Origin of the sequence: Psychrobacillus sp. FSL K6-1415 (assembly GCF_038003185.1) — a bacterium.
GTDB lineage: Bacteria > Bacillota > Bacilli > Bacillales_A > Planococcaceae > Psychrobacillus > Psychrobacillus psychrodurans.
Genome location: NZ_JBBOOQ010000001.1, coordinates 98605 through 118393, shown reverse-complemented (window position 1 = coordinate 118393; position 19789 = coordinate 98605). Strand labels below are relative to the sequence as shown.

General features: G+C 41.3%; 15 protein-coding genes, 11 tRNA genes and 4 rRNA genes. 3 read left to right on the top strand and 27 right to left on the bottom strand.

The window, feature by feature from the left end; genetic code table 11:
• Window positions 1–4: 4 nt before the first annotated feature.
• Window positions 5–193 (top strand): CsbD family protein, encoded by a 189-nt coding sequence (locus MKY60_RS00595; RefSeq protein WP_241600363.1) that lies wholly within the window; start codon window positions 5–7, stop codon window positions 191–193.
• Window positions 194–240: 47 nt separating this feature from the next.
• On the opposite strand, the gene MKY60_RS00590 is transcribed toward MKY60_RS00595, so the two are convergent.
• From MKY60_RS00590 to MKY60_RS00560, 7 genes are all read right to left on the bottom strand, one after another.
• Window positions 241–1038 (bottom strand): metallophosphoesterase, encoded by a 798-nt coding sequence (locus MKY60_RS00590; protein ID WP_340878697.1) that lies wholly within the window; start codon window positions 1036–1038, stop codon window positions 241–243.
• Between the two features lie 10 nt (window positions 1039–1048).
• Window positions 1049–1675: an NAD(P)-dependent oxidoreductase gene (locus tag MKY60_RS00585; RefSeq protein ID WP_241600362.1), complete on the bottom strand. Its 627-nt coding sequence runs from the start codon at window positions 1673–1675 to the stop codon at window positions 1049–1051.
• A 183-nt stretch (window positions 1676–1858) separates the two neighbouring features.
• Window positions 1859–2131 (bottom strand): hypothetical protein, encoded by a 273-nt coding sequence (locus MKY60_RS00580; RefSeq protein ID WP_241600360.1) that lies wholly within the window; start codon window positions 2129–2131, stop codon window positions 1859–1861.
• 89 nt (window positions 2132–2220) lie between these two features.
• Entirely contained in the window at window positions 2221–2925 is a 705-nt protein-coding gene (locus tag MKY60_RS00575; RefSeq protein WP_241600358.1) for a CBS domain-containing protein, read from the bottom strand.
• Window positions 2926–2943: 18 nt separating this feature from the next.
• Window positions 2944–3726, bottom strand: coding sequence for an ABC transporter permease (locus tag MKY60_RS00570; RefSeq protein ID WP_093495413.1), 783 nt, complete (start codon window positions 3724–3726; stop codon window positions 2944–2946).
• Window positions 3719–4624 carry an ABC transporter ATP-binding protein gene (locus tag MKY60_RS00565; protein WP_340878696.1) on the bottom strand — a complete coding sequence of 302 codons (906 nt, stop codon included), beginning with the start codon at window positions 4622–4624 and terminating at the stop codon, window positions 3719–3721. Before MKY60_RS00565 ends, MKY60_RS00570 begins: the two co-directional genes overlap by 8 nt.
• Window positions 4621–4818 carry a PLDc N-terminal domain-containing protein gene (locus tag MKY60_RS00560; protein WP_093495415.1) on the bottom strand — a complete coding sequence of 66 codons (198 nt, stop codon included), beginning with the start codon at window positions 4816–4818 and terminating at the stop codon, window positions 4621–4623. The genes MKY60_RS00565 and MKY60_RS00560 overlap by 4 nt, the downstream gene beginning before the upstream one ends.
• Before the next feature lie 151 nt (window positions 4819–4969).
• On the opposite strand from MKY60_RS00560, the gene MKY60_RS00555 reads away from it, so the two are divergent.
• Window positions 4970–5542 (top strand): GNAT family N-acetyltransferase, encoded by a 573-nt coding sequence (locus tag MKY60_RS00555; RefSeq protein ID WP_340878695.1) that lies wholly within the window; start codon window positions 4970–4972, stop codon window positions 5540–5542.
• 13 nt (window positions 5543–5555) lie between these two features.
• Window positions 5556–6458, top strand: a complete 903-nt coding sequence (locus tag MKY60_RS00550; protein WP_090570546.1) for an EamA family transporter — start codon at window positions 5556–5558, stop codon at window positions 6456–6458.
• An 87-nt stretch (window positions 6459–6545) separates the two neighbouring features.
• Here MKY60_RS00550 and MKY60_RS00545 read toward each other — a convergent pair whose 3' ends face one another.
• From MKY60_RS00545 to rrf (MKY60_RS00450), 20 genes are all read right to left on the bottom strand, one after another.
• Window positions 6546–7838 carry an alpha/beta hydrolase family protein gene (locus MKY60_RS00545; protein ID WP_340878694.1) on the bottom strand — a complete coding sequence of 431 codons (1293 nt, stop codon included), beginning with the start codon at window positions 7836–7838 and terminating at the stop codon, window positions 6546–6548.
• A gap of 93 nt (window positions 7839–7931) precedes the next feature.
• A complete protein-coding gene (locus MKY60_RS00540; RefSeq protein ID WP_093495418.1) occupies window positions 7932–8333 on the bottom strand; it encodes a hypothetical protein in 402 nt (133 codons plus the stop codon).
• A gap of 12 nt (window positions 8334–8345) precedes the next feature.
• Complete coding sequence (locus MKY60_RS00535) at window positions 8346–10307, bottom strand: MMPL family transporter (RefSeq protein ID WP_340878693.1); 1962 nt, start codon at window positions 10305–10307, stop codon at window positions 8346–8348.
• 74 nt (window positions 10308–10381) lie between these two features.
• Window positions 10382–11764, bottom strand: coding sequence for a sensor histidine kinase (locus MKY60_RS00530; RefSeq protein ID WP_340928211.1), 1383 nt, complete (start codon window positions 11762–11764; stop codon window positions 10382–10384).
• Window positions 11761–12435, bottom strand: a complete 675-nt coding sequence (locus tag MKY60_RS00525) for a response regulator transcription factor (protein ID WP_340878692.1) — start codon at window positions 12433–12435, stop codon at window positions 11761–11763. The genes MKY60_RS00530 and MKY60_RS00525 overlap by 4 nt, the downstream gene beginning before the upstream one ends.
• Before the next feature lie 971 nt (window positions 12436–13406).
• Window positions 13407–13522, bottom strand: a 5S ribosomal RNA gene (rrf, locus tag MKY60_RS00520).
• Between the two features lie 185 nt (window positions 13523–13707).
• Window positions 13708–16636 (bottom strand): 23S ribosomal RNA (locus MKY60_RS00515).
• 153 nt (window positions 16637–16789) lie between these two features.
• Window positions 16790–16865: transfer RNA gene (locus tag MKY60_RS00510), tRNA-Ala, on the bottom strand.
• A gap of 17 nt (window positions 16866–16882) precedes the next feature.
• Window positions 16883–16959, bottom strand: a tRNA-Ile gene (locus tag MKY60_RS00505).
• A gap of 94 nt (window positions 16960–17053) precedes the next feature.
• Window positions 17054–18608 (bottom strand): 16S ribosomal RNA (locus MKY60_RS00500).
• A gap of 135 nt (window positions 18609–18743) precedes the next feature.
• Window positions 18744–18819 (bottom strand) — tRNA-Ala (locus tag MKY60_RS00495).
• A 13-nt stretch (window positions 18820–18832) separates the two neighbouring features.
• A tRNA-Pro gene (locus MKY60_RS00490) sits at window positions 18833–18909 on the bottom strand.
• A 5-nt stretch (window positions 18910–18914) separates the two neighbouring features.
• A tRNA-Arg gene (locus tag MKY60_RS00485) sits at window positions 18915–18991 on the bottom strand.
• A gap of 15 nt (window positions 18992–19006) precedes the next feature.
• A tRNA-Leu gene (locus MKY60_RS00480) sits at window positions 19007–19095 on the bottom strand.
• A 15-nt stretch (window positions 19096–19110) separates the two neighbouring features.
• Window positions 19111–19185, bottom strand: a tRNA-Gly gene (locus MKY60_RS00475).
• Between the two features lie 17 nt (window positions 19186–19202).
• Window positions 19203–19287, bottom strand: a tRNA-Leu gene (locus MKY60_RS00470).
• A 24-nt stretch (window positions 19288–19311) separates the two neighbouring features.
• Window positions 19312–19384, bottom strand: a tRNA-Lys gene (locus tag MKY60_RS00465).
• A gap of 6 nt (window positions 19385–19390) precedes the next feature.
• Window positions 19391–19466 (bottom strand) — tRNA-Thr (locus MKY60_RS00460).
• A 13-nt stretch (window positions 19467–19479) separates the two neighbouring features.
• Window positions 19480–19555: transfer RNA gene (locus MKY60_RS00455), tRNA-Val, on the bottom strand.
• A 24-nt stretch (window positions 19556–19579) separates the two neighbouring features.
• A 5S ribosomal RNA gene (rrf, locus tag MKY60_RS00450) occupies window positions 19580–19695 on the bottom strand.
• The 16S, 23S and 5S rRNA genes sit together here with 11 tRNA genes alongside, the layout of an rRNA operon.
• Between the last annotated feature and the right edge of the window lie 94 nt (window positions 19696–19789).

The following is a 19789-nucleotide window of genomic DNA, read 5'->3' as shown; positions in this document are numbered from 1 at the left end:
ATACATGAGTGGATTATCCGACAAAGTAAAAGGTGCAGTGAACAAAACTAAAGGAGAAGCAAAAGACCAATTTGGTAATGCAACCGACGATCATAAATTGCAAGCAGAGGGTAAAATAGATAAATTAAAAGGTGAAGTTCAAAAAGAAGTTGGAGAAATAAAAGATCGCCACGACCGTAAAAAAGATTATTGATAAAAGCAGGACCGCTGACAATATACTCTATTCAGCGGTCTTTTTATTTACAAGCTTTTTAAGGTTACCACAACGATTTCTGGTGAGTTGAATATTCTTACAGGAATAGCACTATTCCCTAGTCCTCTACTTACAATCATACGTGTAGTATTTTCGCTGTACATTCCCGCTGTATAGCTCGGGAATAGACCCTGTCCTGGTGCAACTAGCCCTCCTAGACCTGGAAGTCGAAACTGTCCTCCATGTGCATGTCCAGAAAAAACAACATCCATTTTGTAATCAACGTAATCTTGAAAGGTCTCTGGCCGATGGGATAGCACGAGAGTGAATAAATCACTCTCCTCAAATTGACTTAAAGCCTCATTCACTAGAATCCCATTAAGAGGATCTTCAATACCAATGATACGAATATCTTCCCCTTTATGCTCAATTATTTGTTCCTCATTAGAAAGTACATTTACCCCTAGTTCAGTTAATGAATTCTTTATATTCTCGATATCATTAGTAGCGATTTCATGATTTCCCGTCACATAATAGATGGGAGCAAGATCCACAATCTGTCTTACCAATTCTAAACTTTGGTCTAAGTTATATCGGTTACTATCTATAAGGTCTCCAGTTATAAAAATAAGCTCCGGGTCTGTTTTTTTTACTTTCTTTACTAGTTTTTCCTGATTATCTCCGAAAGTTGCATCATGTAAGTCAGAAATTTGCAGTATCTTTACTCCATCGAAACTAGTAGGAACTCTATCCGACTCTACGCTAATTTCAGTAGTCTGAATCCAACTATTACTTATGTACAGTAGAATGATAACCGCTACGATAAACATTAAAAATTTCTTCATTTATTTTCTCCTAATATTGTGGACTCATGATTCCTACTCGGTAGCCAATATGTTCATTCTTCAATAGCTCATTTACAGTGAATAAAGCGGTATCTCCTGTTGTGGTTTGTATCGCTTCTGTTGGCAGCTTATCTCTCAGTACAATATATTCTTCTGTTGCTGCTCCAGATGGTAAATATGTCGGACAAACAATTGTCCAATCTAGTGAACTAGCTTTTAATGATTCAAACACTTTATGGTGTTCTTTCGCAGCTGTTGTAGATTTACGCTTAGATTCAGGTGATTGATATCTTAGAAAACCTGGTTCTTCTCTACTATCCAATATTCCTGCAGTACCAATTGTAATAATTCGCTTTAGTTGCCGCTTATGCATAATAGAAATTATATGTGTGATGGAATCTGTTAAGACACTTGTTTTATCGGTGCCGAGTGCACTTATAACTGCATCCACTCCTGCAAGGGTTTCTATTATATCCTCAATATTTCTTGCATCGCCTTGTAGGACGGTTAAACCATCCTGAGGTTGCACTCTTTCAGGATTTCTTACTAATGCGGTAACTTTTATATTTTTTTCTAATAATAACGTGAGAATAGCATTTCCCACACGTCCGGTTGCTCCAAAGAGTGCAACTTTCATCTATGCCATCTCCTTTTTAATGTTTCTTTCTTACTCCAGATGCCATCCTCTCGAGACGCTTCAGACAAACTGATAAGGCACAGGGCACCTTCCGCTTTTCTTAGTATAACATCAAAAAGAGCATTCCTTCTTATACGAAGGAACACTCTTTTATGTCGAACTATGTTATTTCCCAGGAAATAATTAATAATTATTGAAAGATAAAATAAATGCCAATACTGCTCCATAAAAAATAATCATAAGTCCGATACCAATTGCCATCCAAATAAGTGACGCTCGTGCATAATTACGTCTTGGATCAGGATTCCCAAATCCCCAGATGAACAGCATAACAAGATTGACGATTGGTATGATTAGTATAAGCATTGTTATTAACCAATCTCCAACGGACATGTCTTTACTAGTTTTTTCATGGTTCTCATAGCCCTGTTCTTGCACTTTCTCTAAAGAATCCATTATATCCCCCCTTTTCAACTTTCGTTAGGCACTTTAGTGTCTACATTAATATTATGACAGTTTCTAAGAAAAAGACTACCCCATAAGAATTATTCTATCTTCAGTAAACTCATAGGAGTTACAATCCCTATTAATTTATCGCTGGATTTCCCATCTTCTGTAATAAGAAGTGCTTCTAAACGTCTGCCCTTCACTACAGATGACTTAAAAATCTCTACAGCCTCGAAAACGGATGCCTCTGCTTGTATAAAACGATGATTATCTCTAGTACTTTCATGTGCTAGTATTTCCGATAACATCGTTCTTTTTCTCGAAAAGGATTCTGAATCCACTTTTCTAGCCATCCACATAGTAATGCCTACCGGGGTAACAAGTCCTTTAAATGTTTTCCCACTGTATACAGGAAATTGATTGTACTTTTTATCTTTTATAACCTTTAGTGCGTAACTAAGGGAATCTGTCTCTTGAAAAATCGTCACATCTGTCTGGAACATTTGAGCAACTGTAATCGGTTTTGCTAATGCGCTTTCGATTTCTTCCATTTTTGTCACAACTTCATCATGAGGTTCAGCAATAGCAAATTCTAAAGATGTACGATGATGTATTATGGCGTTTCTTAAGTCCCCATACTCCCGTAAATCTGCTTCATATCTTCTAATAATGGCGTTTTTCTTTTTAGCAAAATCAATTAAACGAAAAAATGCCATATGCTCATTTGTACCAATCAGATCCTTCATCAATTGGTCAAGTCGGTTGTAGGATACAATAAATCGATCAGAATTACGAGCCACCATCTAAATCACTACCCATCATTATATTTTTGCTTTAGCTACATTTCTCTTAGCTATATATATGGCTCCTACTATTAACAATACAACCATCATTATTGTTACAGTTAAACTCCATAAATACGGTGTTTTGTCAAAACTTCCAGTTAAAATTTGTCCTGCATACATTGGTAACTTCCAAGGTGAAATGGTCCAGTAAGCACCAAGCAGACCATCCACTAATTGCAGGACTACCAACAAAAAAATTGATATAACAGAAGCAATTCCTGTAGGAAAAGCCGAACTGGCACAAATAACAACACTAATTGCAAATAATAACCAGATGCTATACGTTCCTAAGAATCCAATAAACGCAACTGCATCTACTGCTCCATACAAAATATACGTATAATAGACATTTGCTAAAAGACCAATACATGCGCTTCCAATAATTAAGATACACATAATGGCTAGCTTACTAAACACATAACTAGTATAAGCAATCGGTCTTACATATAACATAGTTGCTGTTCCATTTCTGCGTTCTCTAGCAATGATTCCTGCAAATCCAAACGCTACAATTAACATCCCTATAAATTGATACTGACCAATTGTTGACATAATTATTTGTTCAGGTGTGTAATCTGGCAATGGAAACACCATATCACTTGGCATATTTCCAACAGCATTTAAAATTTGCGGTAAATAATGATACATTAATGGTTCGGAAATACCGAATAAGATAAATACAAGTGGTATCCAAAGAATCTTAAAGTTTCGTACATTTTCACGCCACTCTTTTTGAAATAGTATAGAGAAATTATTCATGCTTATTCACCACCTGTAAAAATATTTCTTCTAAGCTGGCTGATGCTCGCTCTACCCTTGATAATCGTAAGTTACTATTAGCAAGTACTTGTAATACCTCATTCATCAGTGGTTTGTTTTCCAAAAGATGAATGTAAACAATCTCATTCTCCTGTCTAGCAGGCCATGGAGCGATTTCGATAAACTTTGCTGCTTCCTCCGAATCCGAAAAGAGAATTTTAAATAATGGATTTGCATACTTGTCTCTTACTTCCTTTAACGATCCTTGCTCCACTAGTTGCCCTTTTCTTAAAAATAACAACTGGTCGGTCATTTCCTCTGCATCATTTAAAATATGGGTAGAATATAAAATGGTTGTATGTTCTTGTAGTTCTTTTAATAAATTCAAAACTTCTCGTCTTCCCACTGGATCCAAGGCAGAAACAGGCTCATCAAGTAAAAGTAACCCTGGTTTATGCACAATTGCTTGGGCTAAACCTAGTCGTTGTTTCATCCCACCAGAGAATGTTCCTGTTTTTTTATTTTTAGCATCGCCTAAGCCAACAAAGTCTAATGTTCTTATTGCTTGTGATTTAGTGAATTTTCCATCTAGTCCACTCAACTTTGCTACCATTTCAATAAATTCAAGTGCTGTTAACCACGAAAAAAATTGAGGATATTGTGGTAAGAATCCTATCTCTTTTCGACTATCTCCTTTTAAGTCCCCATCAATCACTACTGTTCCACTTGTTTGTCTTAATAGTCCGGCTAGTATAGACAGAGTAGTTGTCTTTCCAGCACCGTTTGGTCCAATTAAAGCGGTTGCAGTGTTTTTATTTAGTGAAAAAGTAATTTGATCTACTGCTTTTTCATTCCCGTAATCCTTTGTTAGCCCCTGAACATGAAGTAATGTTTTCATTCATTTCGTCTCCCAACTATAAAATAAATAACAGGTCCAATGATACTGATTAAAATAATAATAATCGCCCACATCCACTTTGATCCATTGGTATTCTTTACGCGTAACAGATCAATCAGTGCTACCACGACTAATAATAATTGAATTATTAGTACAGGTAAGATGAGCAACCAAGGTACTGAATCCCATTCCACTGTTATTCCCCCTCTCTCTTCTATTCTACTACATATAGAACAGAGAAGTTTCAAATATTTTCAAATCTTTCTATTATTATTTACCCTCTACTGACTTTAAGTACTTTAAGAGTCGCTATGGTATAATGAAAAGTTGGAAGGTGAATATATAATGGAAGTATTGATTAGAAAAGCTTACAAAGAAGATGCAACCGAGGCTATCCCACTTATAATGGAGGCTATCGGAGACATCTCGAGGCAGATGACTGGAGAAACAGAAAAAACTGCCATATACAATGAATTTATACAACTATTTACACGTACGGATAATCGACACTCTTATTTAAATACGTATATTGCAGAAATGAATGGACATGTCGCAGGGGTATTGGTATTTTATACTGCCGAGCAGGCAATTATCCTAGATGCAAATTTAGAAGCATACCTTTCTAATAAAAAAGGTACTGCTGTCACAATAGACCCAGAAACTGCACCTGGAGAATGGTATATCGATACAGTTGTAGTTGACCCGACATATCGTGGACATGGTATAGGTACAAAATTATTAAGCTACGCAGAGCAATTAGTGAAAGATTCTGGGGGCGGGAAACTATCCTTGAATGTGGAGCTTGAAAAAGATGCTGCTATCCGCTTGTATAATCGTTTAGGATTTGTTACCCTATGTCCTTGGACAATTATTGGTGAGCCTTTTCATCATATGGTGAAAACCGTTTTCGCAGATTAAAGGAGAAATTTTTATGAAATTATGGATTTATCCCCTAATGGTTGTGTTTGCAGCAAGCAGTTATGGGACTTTATCAACTATGGTTAAACTAGCAATCGGAGATGGCTACACGGCTTCGGAAGCGATTTCTAGTCAATATATCGTTGGATTTCTTTTGGCATTAGTAATATATTTACTAACGCAACGAAAACTGCCTCGTTTATATGGAGGCTTTAAAATTATTTTATTGGCAGGTGTGTTTACTGCTACGACGGGAATCGTTTATGGTATGTCACTTATATACCTACCTGCTTCCCTTGCAGTTGTTATGCTATTCCAATTTACATGGATTGGAACGCTAATCGATTGTATTATTAGAAAAAGACTTCCATCTAGAGCAGAGACGATTTCTCTTATTATCTTATTTTTAGGTACTATCTTAGCTGCTGGAATACTGGATGTCGACTTAAGTGGAATTGACTGGAGAGGCTGGGTTTATGGTTTTGCTGCTGCTGTTTCATTCTCCTTGAATATGAATGTTAACACTAAGCAAGTCGAAGGCATGAATACAACAACTCGTTTATTATTTGTTTCCTTTATAGCAGCACTAATGATTTCCTTCTTCCAAAGTCCGGAAATTATGTGGAATGGAAAACTATTTACGGAGCCATTACTGTTTTATGGACTAGCCCTTGGATTACTAGGTATCATCATCCCAATTTACTTCTTTGTTATTGCAGTACCTAAAGTGGGAGGCGCGGTTTCTTCTATATTAAGTGCCATGGAGTTACCAGTGGCTGTAATCGTTTCAGTACTTGTGTTAAGCGAGGCATTATCATGGCTACAGATTTTAGGAATAGTCGTGATTTTAGTTGGTATGTGTATTCCAACATTAGCCACTATTTCGAAAAACAAAAAGCGACAAACCGCTTTATAAGCGTAAACAAAAAGAGTCTAAATTCATATGCGAATTTAGACTCTTTTTGTTTTTTAATTGTTTCTCATTTTATAATCAACTGTTACTTTATTTCACATGTGCTTGTAAGTAGCTAACTATACCATCTATTAAGCCCTCCGCTAACGGAAGATCCGGATTTGAATAGGCAGCGATATTTCCTTCTCTATCAGCAGGGGCTTCTTTCAACACATGGTTCATCTTATCAACAATGAGTAAATCTGAATCTTCTTTTGCTTGATGTAATAGCTCTGCATCTTTTATGGGGACTTGAATATCTAAATTTCCATTTACTATTAGTACTGACCTAGTAAACTTTTGCAGTTGTTCCGCTGGGTCATATTGAAGCCAGGAAATCATATATGGTTGAACCGATAGGCGGAATACACTTTGCAATTCCTGACTTACTGTCTTTACTTGCTCACCTTGTTTTAATTTTTCAAGAATATTAGTGGATTCTTCCAATAGGTTCTCTGGAAGTTGAGCTTGTAGTTGTTCAAGAAGTATCTGATCAATTGGTCTACCAGCTCCAGCAATGGAAATGAACGTATCTGCATCTGCTTTATGGCTAGCCACCATTCCAATTAAAGAGCCCTCGCTATGGCCAATTACTCCAACCTTTGAAAAGCGTTCATCACCTTTGGCAAACTGGACCCATGCAGTAGCATCATCAATATATTGGTCAAATCGTAAATCTTCTTCCCCGCCCGCTAAGCTCGTATTGATTCCAACTCCCCGCTTGTCATAGCGGATAGTTGCGATCCCATTACCTGCTAACTCCTCAGCAAGCATCTTCAAACTATTATTTTTTCCAGGCAATGCTATCGAGTTTCCGTTTCGATCAGTAGGACCAGAACCAGCAATAATAACCATAAGAGGGAAAGGTCCTTCTCCTTTAGGAATTTCCAATTGACCAGACATGGTTCCATCTTCTACCTTCACTTCTATCAACCTATCTTTTTCTACTTCTTCCTCTTTACTTCCCTTCACCAATTTAAAAGGAAATGCCTGCCCTTGCTGAGTAAATGTTCCCGTTATATTTTCTTGTTCCACTTTACCATTAAAGGTTAAATTCTGACCTTGAATATTCATGCTAAAAAAAACGTCCGATTCATCTAGTTTCACATTTGTTAGTGGGTAATTGCTTACTCCTTGTACTGGAATACTAATCTTCCCTTTATCTAATCCAAACTCAATGATAATTGGTAGGGGTTGATTGGGAGTATCAATGGTCCCTTCCCATACACCTTCTATGTTTTCTAATGAACCCATCTCTGACGCCTCCTCTTTTTCTTTAACACACGCAGTAAGCAATAAAAAGACAATTGCTAACGAACAAAAAACAATTGATAATCTCCTCATACTAATTCCTCCACTTCTGTTATACAACTAATATAACAGAAGTGGAGTGGATGGTAAAGATAGTAAGTTTAAATAAAATTGCAGAACTACAGATTAAATGGCGCTTCTACTTTTCTCTACTTTAAAAGTCACTAAAACAAATATAGCAAAACTAATCAACAATATCGTGCCGCCTACAATATACGTGATCAACGCAAAGGTCTCATCTATTTGGAAAGGGTGTATAAACTGTAAATACATACCCGATGTCAATCCAATTGCTCCTATAATAGCGGTCGTACCATGGATTGCTACTAGCTTAGGAGACTTAATCTTATACAGTTTATAAAATAGCCCATAAACAAACAATGATAACCATCCCACCAATAAAATATGGGCATGTATAGGACGGAGTGCATAAGATCCCGCCCCTGCCATATGAGAACCTAGATAGGCCCCCAGTAAACCAAATAATGCTCCTGCACGTATTAATCGTAAACTCCATTTTTCTTGCATAATCATTTCCCCCTATTTTTTAATCGTGATTGATAATAACGCTGGTAATAATAACGGTCGAACGATAAACGTATCCAACAGTACACCAACTGCGACGGCAAAACCAAATAGTTTAAGCTCCATGACTGGCTGTGATATTAAAACAGCAAATGTACCCGCAAGTATTAATCCTGCAGAAGAAATAACACCTCCTGTTTTTTCAACCGTTTTCGCAATCGCTTCCTGTTCCTCATACTGTTTGCGTTCTTCTTTCAATCTACTCATTAACATAATTGAATAATCTACCCCTAGCGCTACCAAAAATACAAATGTGTAAAGGGGAATTCGATAACTAAAAGACGTATACCCAAAGAAGAAGTCAAAAGTCCATGTGGAGAATCCTAACGCTGCTCCGAAGGACAGTAAAATGGATAACATCATCAACATCGATGCTCGAATCGATCTAGTTTGTAAAGCAAGCATTAATCCGATCAATACCGTCATTAACCCCATTACGAGTGCCGTATCTCTCTTGTTAATATTACGAATATCTACCTGTTTTACTGTCTCTCCACTTACTAAAACCTGTTGATCTTCTAATTTTTCTCTAATCGTTTCCACTTCATTTAGAGCTTCTTTGCTATAAGGATTTACTTTTAATATGATAGAAAACTGTGTGTACTTATTACTTTCTGAAGACGATGGCCTTACCTGACTAACAAGTGGTCTATCTTCTAATTTCTCTTGAACATCTGCAACCACTTTCTCGTCTTTTGATTTTATTAGAATTGTCGTTGGAGCTATTTCTCCTTCTGAAAATGCTTCTCCTAGCTTTGTAAAACCTTCTCTGGAAGATAACTCTTCAGGGAAAGATGCCAGCAAATCATATGAATAAATAATTGTAGTTGAATGCCAAGTGCCAATCCCTAGCAGTAACAGGATCGGTATCGCTACTGTCCATGGTTTTTTCGTACTAACATTACCGGCATTAGCCCAAATTTTAGTTTTAGCTTCTTTCTTTTTTGGTACTTTCACTACCGCAAACAACGCTGGTAATAATGTAAGTCCCGCGATTAACATGATAACTACTGCAATCACAAACACTGGAGCAAAATTACGATACGGTTCATAAACTGCAATAGCAAGTGTTGCAACACCCGCTAGAATAGTACCTCCACTAAACAATATTGTTTCTCTTGTTCGAGCAAGTGCCACTTTCATATCCTGTTCTTCTTTATAACGGGCATAAAGTAGTAGTGAATAATCAGTAACGACGGCAAACAATAAAATCATCATAATTGAGAGTGCCTGGTTTTCAATCGTAATGGATGTGAATTTCCCAGTAAGACCTATTACTCTATCCACTACTCCATACACAATTCCAGCTCCGATAAGTGGAATGATAGCAAGAATGAGTGAGCGATAAATTACGATTAATATGATAAAAATAATCACTACTGTAGCTAGAAGTAATACTACATCAGCCTGCGAAAAAAGCTCGATTGTATCGCTAGCTATGCCAGCGGGTCCCGTATAATAAGTATTAAAATCTGACGGGATTATATTAGATATGTTTTCTTTTATTTCACTTACTTTTTCATGAATCTCTTTGCTTTCTAGCTGTCCTTCTAAAATTAGTGGCACAAAGAAAGTCTTTTTATCTTCGGATACAAAAGAATCTCGTTGCTCCATAGGAATCTTAGAAAACTTCGGAATACTAGAGTAATTTTGTTCCATTAATTCTAATACTCTTTGAATTTCTTCATCATTGGTAGCTTTATTACTTTCAAAAACAATAATTAAAGGTATTCCTTCGTTACTAGAAAAGTTTTCTTTAATAACTTTATCTGCTTGAATGGATATAGCCGTGTCTGGAAGTCCTGCATTTTTTGATGTACTTGCAACTTCTTTACTGGAAGGAGCAAAGAGTGAAAGTAATCCTACTACCATTAGCCAACTAATGATAATAACTAACCAGTTCCGTTTATTTCTCATATCTGTACCTCCTATTGTATTTCCTTATAAGAGGCACTATACAAGTTGAAAGTGAACGGAAGATGAACAGATAATTACAGCTTTTTTAATCGGATGATTACTTTAGTGCCATGAGGTTCTATACTTTCAAAAGAAAGTTCTCCTTCATGTGATTGAATTACTTCCTGTACAATCGCTAAGCCTAGTCCACTTCCCTCAATTTGCGTTGAACGAGCTTCATCCTCCCTATAAAACCTTTCCGTCCATTGGTTGTATTTTGTCTGCTTATTCCCACTGCCAGTATCTTGAATTGTGGCGATTACACATTCTTCACTTTCTTCTAAAGTAATATGTATTTCCCCCGGAGAACGATTATACTTTATAGCATTAGAAAGAAGATTCTCCCAAACATATTCAAGCATTTCACTTTCACCGTATATATTTACCGGTTTTATCTTTATATTAATAGATATTTCTTTTTCATCGAGTAACCATCTAAACTTTTGAATGACTTCTTTTAACTGTATATCTAGTGAAAAGACTTCTTTTTTTGTACGGCTATTTACTTGATCAAACGAAGTAAGAACTAATAACTGCTTCATAACATTGGAGAGTCGTTTTGACTCTTGTTGAATAATCGTAACGTACTTTAAATGATCATTTCCACTTAGCTCTCCACTTTTCAGTAGATGAGCGTAACCTTGTATATTCAATAGCGGTGTTTGAAAATCATGGGATACCCTAGAGATAAATTCTTTTTTGTAACGATCGCTAGCATCCAGCTGCATTGCCATGTTTCGAACGCTATCTGCAAGTTGTCCTATTTCATCACGCTGATAGACTGGTAACTCTGCATGGAAATCCTCATTTGCAATTCTATTTGTCGCTATTGTCAATTTAGTTAACGGATCAATCATTATCTTCGCAACTATCAACATTGCTATCACACTTAAAATAATCATTATTACTACTAATCCGCCTAACAACAGATGAATCTCATTAAATAAGAATTTAATATTCGGTCGTTGGAACAGGGCATACTTTTTTCCTTCATAGGTAAATGGCACACCAACCGTATTCGTTAATTCATTAGAAAAATAACCGGTAATAAATGTTTCTTTAGGGAACTCTCTCATACCGTGGTACGTTTCCCCGTTTATAACATTTTCAACAATTGATGTATTAATCTCCTCAACGCGAAACTCGCCTCCGTAAGCTCTTTCTTCCCCATCCTCGTTTACGATGTATAACTGATATCCAGTATTGCCAATTGAATGGAGAAAGGGGTCCAGTTCATTTATATTAGCCATATTAATACTTTCAACGATTGATTTCGCGACTAATACATTTTTTTCATCATTCTTTTCCTTTAGATTTTGATGGTAGTATGTATTTACTATCATAAATCCTAATGTTCCACTCGATAACATTATGAGCAATGTTATCCAAACGAACTTACTATATAAAGTTCTCATCATATAGACTCTTCCAATTTATAACCAATTCCACGAACTGTAGTAATCTGAATTGCTGTCTCTAATTTAGTTAATCGCTCTCTTATCCTTTTAATATGAACGCTTAATGTTTGTTCGTCTCCTTCAAAATCAACTCCCCACACTGTTTCTATTAATTGATCTCGAGTAAAGACTTGGTTTGGCTTAGAAGCTAATTTGGACAGTAGTTCAAACTCCTTTAAAGGTAAAACTAGTACCTCTTCTCCAACCTGAACCTCGAAGCTTTTCCTATTAATTAACATATTGCCAATCCGAATATTAACATCACTCGTTTTATCATATCTTCTTAAAATAGCGCGGATACGAAATAATAATTCTTTTGGTTCAAACGGTTTTACTAAATAGTCATCCGATCCAGCAATATATCCTTTTTCTTTATCCTCAAGTTTCCCTTTTGCTGTTAAGAGTAATACTGGAATATTATATTGTTCGCGTATTATTTTAGTTAATTGAAAACCATCCATTATAGGCATCATGACATCTATAATTGCTAAATCAGGGAGTTCATGTTCCAATATGTCTAACCCTTCTTTTCCATTTTTAGCTTTAATAACGCGGTATCCAGATTGAGATAAATAAATAGAGATTAATTCAAGTGTATGTATGTCATCATCTACTGCTAATATTACTACCACTTTGTCCCTCCTATATAAATGTAGTTACTTCATATTCTGTCTGTTAAGTTGTAAAACAGCAAGTAATTAAAATAATTTAATAATCGAATAAAGGAGAGTAACAATAGAACAGTTGAAGGAAATTAAAAACTTTAGTAATAGATAAAAGAGCCGTTACCTATCTCGGTAGCGACTTTGTCTTTGGTGCCCAGTGATTTTTCATCTCCTAATGACAGCTGCACTCGTTCGATTCTCGCGTATGTTATACGCTCCGAGTCTCTCTTGCTTGCTTCCTTGAACTCTTTGCCCCTCTACTTTCTCGCATACATTCTTATAGAGATAGACTGCTTATGGCTTATTTCTAAATACAAAAAAGCCGTTACCGATAATTCGGTAACGACTTTTCTTTGGTGCCCAGCGACGTCCTACTCTCACAGGGGGAGACCCCCAACTACCATCGGCGCAAGAGCTTTACTTCCGTGTCCGGGGCTGCAACAGCAGATGGTCAGCAGATTTCTTCGTCAGCCGCTCTCGTTCAATTCTCGCGTATGTTATACGCTCCGAGTCTCTCTCGTTTGCTTCCTTGAACTCTTTGCCCCTCTACTTTCTCGCATACTTTTTTATAGAGATAGACTGCCTACGGCTTATTTCTAAATACAAAAAAGTCTCTACCAATTACTCGGTAACGACTTTTTCTTTGGTGCCCAGCGACGTCCTACTCTCACAGGGGGAGACCCCCAACTACCATCGGCGCAAGAGCTTTACTTCCGTGTCCGGGGCTGCGAAAGCAGATGGTCAGCAGATTTCTTCGTCAGCCGCTCTCGTTCAATTCTCGCGTATGTTATACGCTCCGAGTCTCTCTCGTTTGCTTCCTTGAACTCTTTGCCCCTCTACTTTCTCGCATGCTTCTTTATAGAGAAAGACTGCCTACGGCTTATTTATTTATACAAAAAAAGCCGCTACCAATTCTCGGTAACGACTTTTTCTTTGGTGCCCAGCGACGTCCTACTCTCACAGGGGGAGACCCCCAACTACCATCGGCGCTGAAGAGCTTAACTTCCGTGTTCGGTATGGGAACGGGTGTGACCTCTTCGCCATCATCACTAGACTCATTCGGCTTTCAATATACGGCGCATTGCGTTGTCAACTTCATTCGATCCTTCAGTCACGTACGTTAGTACGTTCCTTCCTTCTCTCACTTGTTTCCTAGCACTGCTTGTATCTTGAAACCCTCATATATAGAGTGTTTGTTCACTCAAAACTGGATAAACGACATTGTTACGTTAAACAAATTTGGTTAAGTCCTCGATCGATTAGTATTCGTCAGCTGCACGTGTCGCCACGCTTCCACCCCGAACCTATCTACCTCATCGTCTTTGAGGGATCTTACTTACTTGCGTAATGGGAAATCTCATCTTGAGGGGGGCTTCGTGCTTAGATGCTTTCAGCACTTATCCCGTCCACACATAGCTACCCAGCGATGCTCTTGGCAGAACAACTGGTACACCAGCGGTGTGTCCATCCCGGTCCTCTCGTACTAAGGACAGCTCCTCTCAAATTTCCTACGCCCACGACGGATAGGGACCGAACTGTCTCACGACGTTCTGAACCCAGCTCGCGTACCGCTTTAATGGGCGAACAGCCCAACCCTTGGGACCGACTACAGCCCCAGGATGCGATGAGCCGACATCGAGGTGCCAAACCTCCCCGTCGATGTGGACTCTTGGGGGAGATAAGCCTGTTATCCCCGGGGTAGCTTTTATCCGTTGAGCGATGGCCCTTCCATGCGGAACCACCGGATCACTAAGCCCGTCTTTCGACCCTGCTCGACTTGTAGGTCTCGCAGTCAAGCTCCCTTCTGCCTTTACACTCTTCGAATGATTTCCAACCATTCTGAGGGAACCTTTGGGCGCCTCCGTTACACTTTAGGAGGCGACCGCCCCAGTCAAACTACCCGCCTGACACTGTCTCCTACCCGGGTTACGGGTATGGGTTAGAATTTCAATACAACCAGGGCAGTATCCCACCGACGCCTCCTCCGAAGCTGGCGCTCCGGGCTCTAAGGCTCCTGCCTATCCTGTACAAGTTGCACCAAAATTCAATATCAAGCTATAGTAAAGCTCCACGGGGTCTTTCCGTCCTGTCGCGGGTAACCTGCATCTTCACAGGTACTATAATTTCACCGAGTCTCTCGTTGAGACAGTGCCCAGATCGTTACGCCTTTCGTGCGGGTCGGAACTTACCCGACAAGGAATTTCGCTACCTTAGGACCGTTATAGTTACGGCCGCCGTTTACTGGGGCTTCAATTCGCACCTTCGCTTGCGCTAAGCACTCCTCTTAACCTTCCAGCACCGGGCAGGCGTCAGCCCCTATACTTCACCTTACGGTTTTGCAGAGACCTGTGTTTTTGCTAAACAGTCGCCTGGGCCTATTCACTGCGGCTCTTCTAGGCTATGCACCCAAAAGAGCACCCCTTCTCCCGAAGTTACGGGGTCATTTTGCCGAGTTCCTTAACGAGAGTTCTCTCGCTCACCTTAGGATTCTCTCCTCGACTACCTGTGTCGGTTTGCGGTACGGGCACCTATCACCTCGCTAGAGGCTTTTCTTGGCAGTGTGAAATCAGGAACTCCGGACATACGTCCTCGCCATCACAGCTCAATGTTACAGAATGCGGATTTGCCTACATTCACACCTTACTGCTTGGACATGCATAACCAACAGCATGCTTACCCTATCCTTCTGCGTCCCCCCATTACTCAAACGGTGGTTTGGTGGTACAGGAATATCAACCTGTTATCCATCGCCTACGCCTATCGGCCTCGGCTTAGGTCCCGACTAACCCTGAGCGGACGAGCCTTCCTCAGGAAACCTTAGTCATACGGTGGACGGGATTCTCACCCGTCTTTCGCTACTCATACCGGCATTCTCACTTCTAAGCGCTCCACCAGTCCTTCCGGTCTGACTTCAACGCCCTTAGAACGCTCTCCTACCACTGATACCAAAGGTATCAATCCACAGCTTCGGTGATTTGTTTAGCCCCGATACATTTTCGGCGCAGCGTCACTCGACCAGTGAGCTATTACGCACTCTTTAAATGATGGCTGCTTCTAAGCCAACATCCTGGTTGTCTAAGCAACGCCACATCCTTTTCCACTTAACAAATACTTTGGGACCTTAGCTGGTGGTCTGGGCTGTTTCCCTCTTGACTACGGATCTTATCACTCGCAGTCTGACTCCCAAACATAAATCATTGGCATTCGGAGTTTGTCTGAATTCGGTAACCCGGGATGGGCCCCTAGTCCAAACAGTGCTCTACCTCCAAGATTCTAACGTTTGAGGCTAGCCCTAAAGCTATTTCGGAGAGAACCAGCTATCTCCAGGTTCGATTGGAATTTCTCCGCTACCCACACCTCATCCCCGCACTTTTCAACGTGCGTGGGTTCGGACCTCCAGTAAGTGTTACCTTACCTTCATCCTGGACATGGGTAGATCACCTGGTTTCGGGTCTACGACCACATACTCATTCGCCCTATTCAGACTCGCTTTCGCTGCGGCTCCGTCTTCTCAACTTAACCTTGCATGTAATCGTAACTCGCCGGTTCATTCTACAAAAGGCACGCTATCACCCATTAACGGGCTCTAACTACTTGTAGGCACACGGTTTCAGGATCTATTTCACTCCCCTTCCGGGGTGCTTTTCACCTTTCCCTCACGGTACTGGTTCACTATCGGTCACTAGGTAGTATTTAGCCTTGGGAGATGGTCCTCCCGGATTCCGACGGAATTTCACGTGTTCCGCCGTACTCAGGATACACTCAAGAGAGAATGAATTTTGGACTACGGGGCTTTTACCCTATCCTGCGGACCTTTCCAGATCGCTTCGTCTAACTCATTCCTTTGTAACTCTATGTAGAGTGTCCTACAACCCCAAGAGGCAAGCCTCTTGGTTTGGGCTATTCCCGTTTCGCTCGCCGCTACTCAGGGAATCGATTTTTCTTTCTCTTCCTCCAGGTACTTAGATGTTTCAGTTCCCTGGGTGTGTCTCAGATGCGCTATGTATTCACGCAAATGTACTGCTCCATTACGAACAGTGGGTTTCCCCATTCGGAAATCTCCGGATCAAAGCTCACTTACAGCTCCCCGAAGCATATCGGTGTTAGTGCCGTCCTTCGTCGACTCCTAGTGCCAAGGCATTCACCGTGCGCCCTTATTAACTTAACCTAAAAGTTAAAAAGTCTTACACGTTGTAATTACGTAAATAATCACAACAGAATTTCTTGTTGTTTATTGTTTCAATGTCGTTTTATCCAGTTTTCAAAGAACAAAGATTTTGTTCCTTTGCGACGAGTAATCGCAGGAGCAAATAATATAATTTGGTGGAGCCTAGCGGGATCGAACCGCTGACCTCCTGCGTGCAAGGCAGGCGCTCTCCCAGCTGAGCTAAGGCCCCGAAACAAAAAAAGGGTATGGTGGGCCTAAATGGACTCGAACCATCGACCTCACGCTTATCAGGCGTGCGCTCTAACCAGCTGAGCTATAGGCCCTCTTTGAATTTCCATATATTAATATGAACATTCAAAACTGAACTGCAAAACGTTAAGATACGAATAAAGATTCGTATTCCGATATTATCCTTAGAAAGGAGGTGATCCAGCCGCACCTTCCGATACGGCTACCTTGTTACGACTTCACCCCAATCATCTGTCCCACCTTCGGCGGCTGGCTCCCGTAAGGGTTACCCCACCGACTTCGGGTGTTACAAACTCTCGTGGTGTGACGGGCGGTGTGTACAAGGCCCGGGAACGTATTCACCGTGGCATGCTGATCCACGATTACTAGCGATTCCGGCTTCATGTAGGCGAGTTGCAGCCTACAATCCGAACTGAGAACGGTTTTATGGGATTTGCTCACCCTCGCGGGGTTGCGACCCTCTGTACCGTCCATTGTAGCACGTGTGTAGCCCAGGTCATAAGGGGCATGATGATTTGACGTCATCCCCACCTTCCTCCGGTTTATCACCGGCAGTCACCTTAGAGTGCCCAACTGAATGCTGGCAACTAAGATCAAGGGTTGCGCTCGTTGCGGGACTTAACCCAACATCTCACGACACGAGCTGACGACAACCATGCACCACCTGTCACCGCTGTCCCCGAAGGGAAAAGCCTATCTCTAGGCCGGTCAGCGGGATGTCAAGACCTGGTAAGGTTCTTCGCGTTGCTTCGAATTAAACCACATGCTCCACCGCTTGTGCGGGCCCCCGTCAATTCCTTTGAGTTTCAGTCTTGCGACCGTACTCCCCAGGCGGAGTGCTTAATGCGTTAGCTGCAGCACTAAGGGGCGGAAACCCCCTAACACTTAGCACTCATCGTTTACGGCGTGGACTACCAGGGTATCTAATCCTGTTTGCTCCCCACGCTTTCGCGCCTCAGCGTCAGTTACAGACCAGAAAGCCGCCTTCGCCACTGGTGTTCCTCCAAATCTCTACGCATTTCACCGCTACACTTGGAATTCCGCTTTCCTCTTCTGTACTCAAGTCCCCCAGTTTCCAATGACCTTCCACGGTTGAGCCGTGGGATTTCACATCAGACTTAAAGGACCGCCTGCGCGCGCTTTACGCCCAATAATTCCGGACAACGCTTGCCACCTACGTATTACCGCGGCTGCTGGCACGTAGTTAGCCGTGGCTTTCTAATGAGGTACCGTCAAGGTACGAGCAGTTACTCTCGTACTTGTTCTTCCCTCACAACAGAGTTTTACGATCCGAAAACCTTCTTCACTCACGCGGCATTGCTCCATCAGACTTTCGTCCATTGTGGAAGATTCCCTACTGCTGCCTCCCGTAGGAGTCTGGGCCGTGTCTCAGTCCCAGTGTGGCCGATCACCCTCTCAGGTCGGCTACGCATCGTCGCCTTGGTGAGCCGTTACCTCACCAACTAGCTAATGCGCCGCGGGCCCATCCTGTAGTGACAGCGAGATGCCGTCTTTTAACATCTCCCCATGTGAGGAAATGGATTATTCGGTATTAGCCCCGGTTTCCCGGAGTTATCCCAATCTACAGGGCAGGTTGCCCACGTGTTACTCACCCGTCCGCCGCTAAATCAGAAGAAGCAAGCTTCTTCGTCATTCGCTCGACTTGCATGTATTAGGCATGCCGCCAGCGTTCGTCCTGAGCCAGGATCAAACTCTCCATAATAGAGAACTTAAAAAGCTCATTTGTTTTGCTGGCATCATCATTAAATGATGTCAAAATTGTTTTGCTATCAGACTAACAAAGTTAGTTGATAGGCTGTATGTCTTAACGTTTTGCATGTTCAGTTTTCAATGTTCATGGTGGAGCCTAGCGGGATCGAACCGCTGACCTCCTGCGTGCAAGGCAGGCGCTCTCCCAGCTGAGCTAAGGCCCCAAAAAGTAATAACTGGTCGGGAAGACAGGATTCGAACCTGCGACCCCTTGGTCCCAAACCAAGTGCTCTACCAAGCTGAGCTACTTCCCGTTATATGGTGCGCTCGGCAGGACTCGAACCTGCAACCTCTTGATTCGTAGTCAAGTGCTCTATCCAATTGAGCTACGAGCGCAATATTTCATAAAAGTGGTGCCGAGGACCGGAATCGAACCGGTACGGTAGTCACCTACCGCAGGATTTTAAGTCCTGTGCGTCTGCCAGTTCCGCCACCCCGGCACTTTAATGAATCTTTGGAGCGGAAGACGAGGTTCGAACTCGCGACCCCCACCTTGGCAAGGTGGTGTTCTACCACTGAACTACTTCCGCTCGGTTATTAAATTAAATGGTGCGGGTGAAGGGAGTCGAACCCCCACGCCTTGCGGCGCTAGATCCTAAGTCTAGTGCGTCTGCCAGTTCCGCCACACCCGCATACATAATTCACTTAAAAAGTGATGAGCCATGTAGGATTCGAACCTACGACCCTCTGATTAAAAGTCAGATGCTCTACCAACTGAGCTAATGGCTCTAAAAATGGTGCCGGAGAAAGGACTTGAACCCTCAACCTACTGATTACAAGTCAGTTGCTCTACCAGTTGAGCTACTCCGGCAGGAGTAAATATATGGTGGAGGATGACGGGCTCGAACCGCCGACCCTCTGCTTGTAAGGCAGATGCTCTCCCAGCTGAGCTAATCCTCCATGGGAAATATAATTTTATTACAAGCCCAGCGACGTCCTACTCTCACAGGGGGAGACCCCCAACTACCATCGGCGCTGAAGAGCTTAACTTCCGTGTTCGGTATGGGAACGGGTGTGACCTCTTCGCCATCATCACTAGACTTGAATACTTTTGAAAGACATGCTTTATTATAACAACTCTGCAGAATTTTTCAAGGGTTATTTAATAAAAAATTTATTCTTTCAAAACTGGAT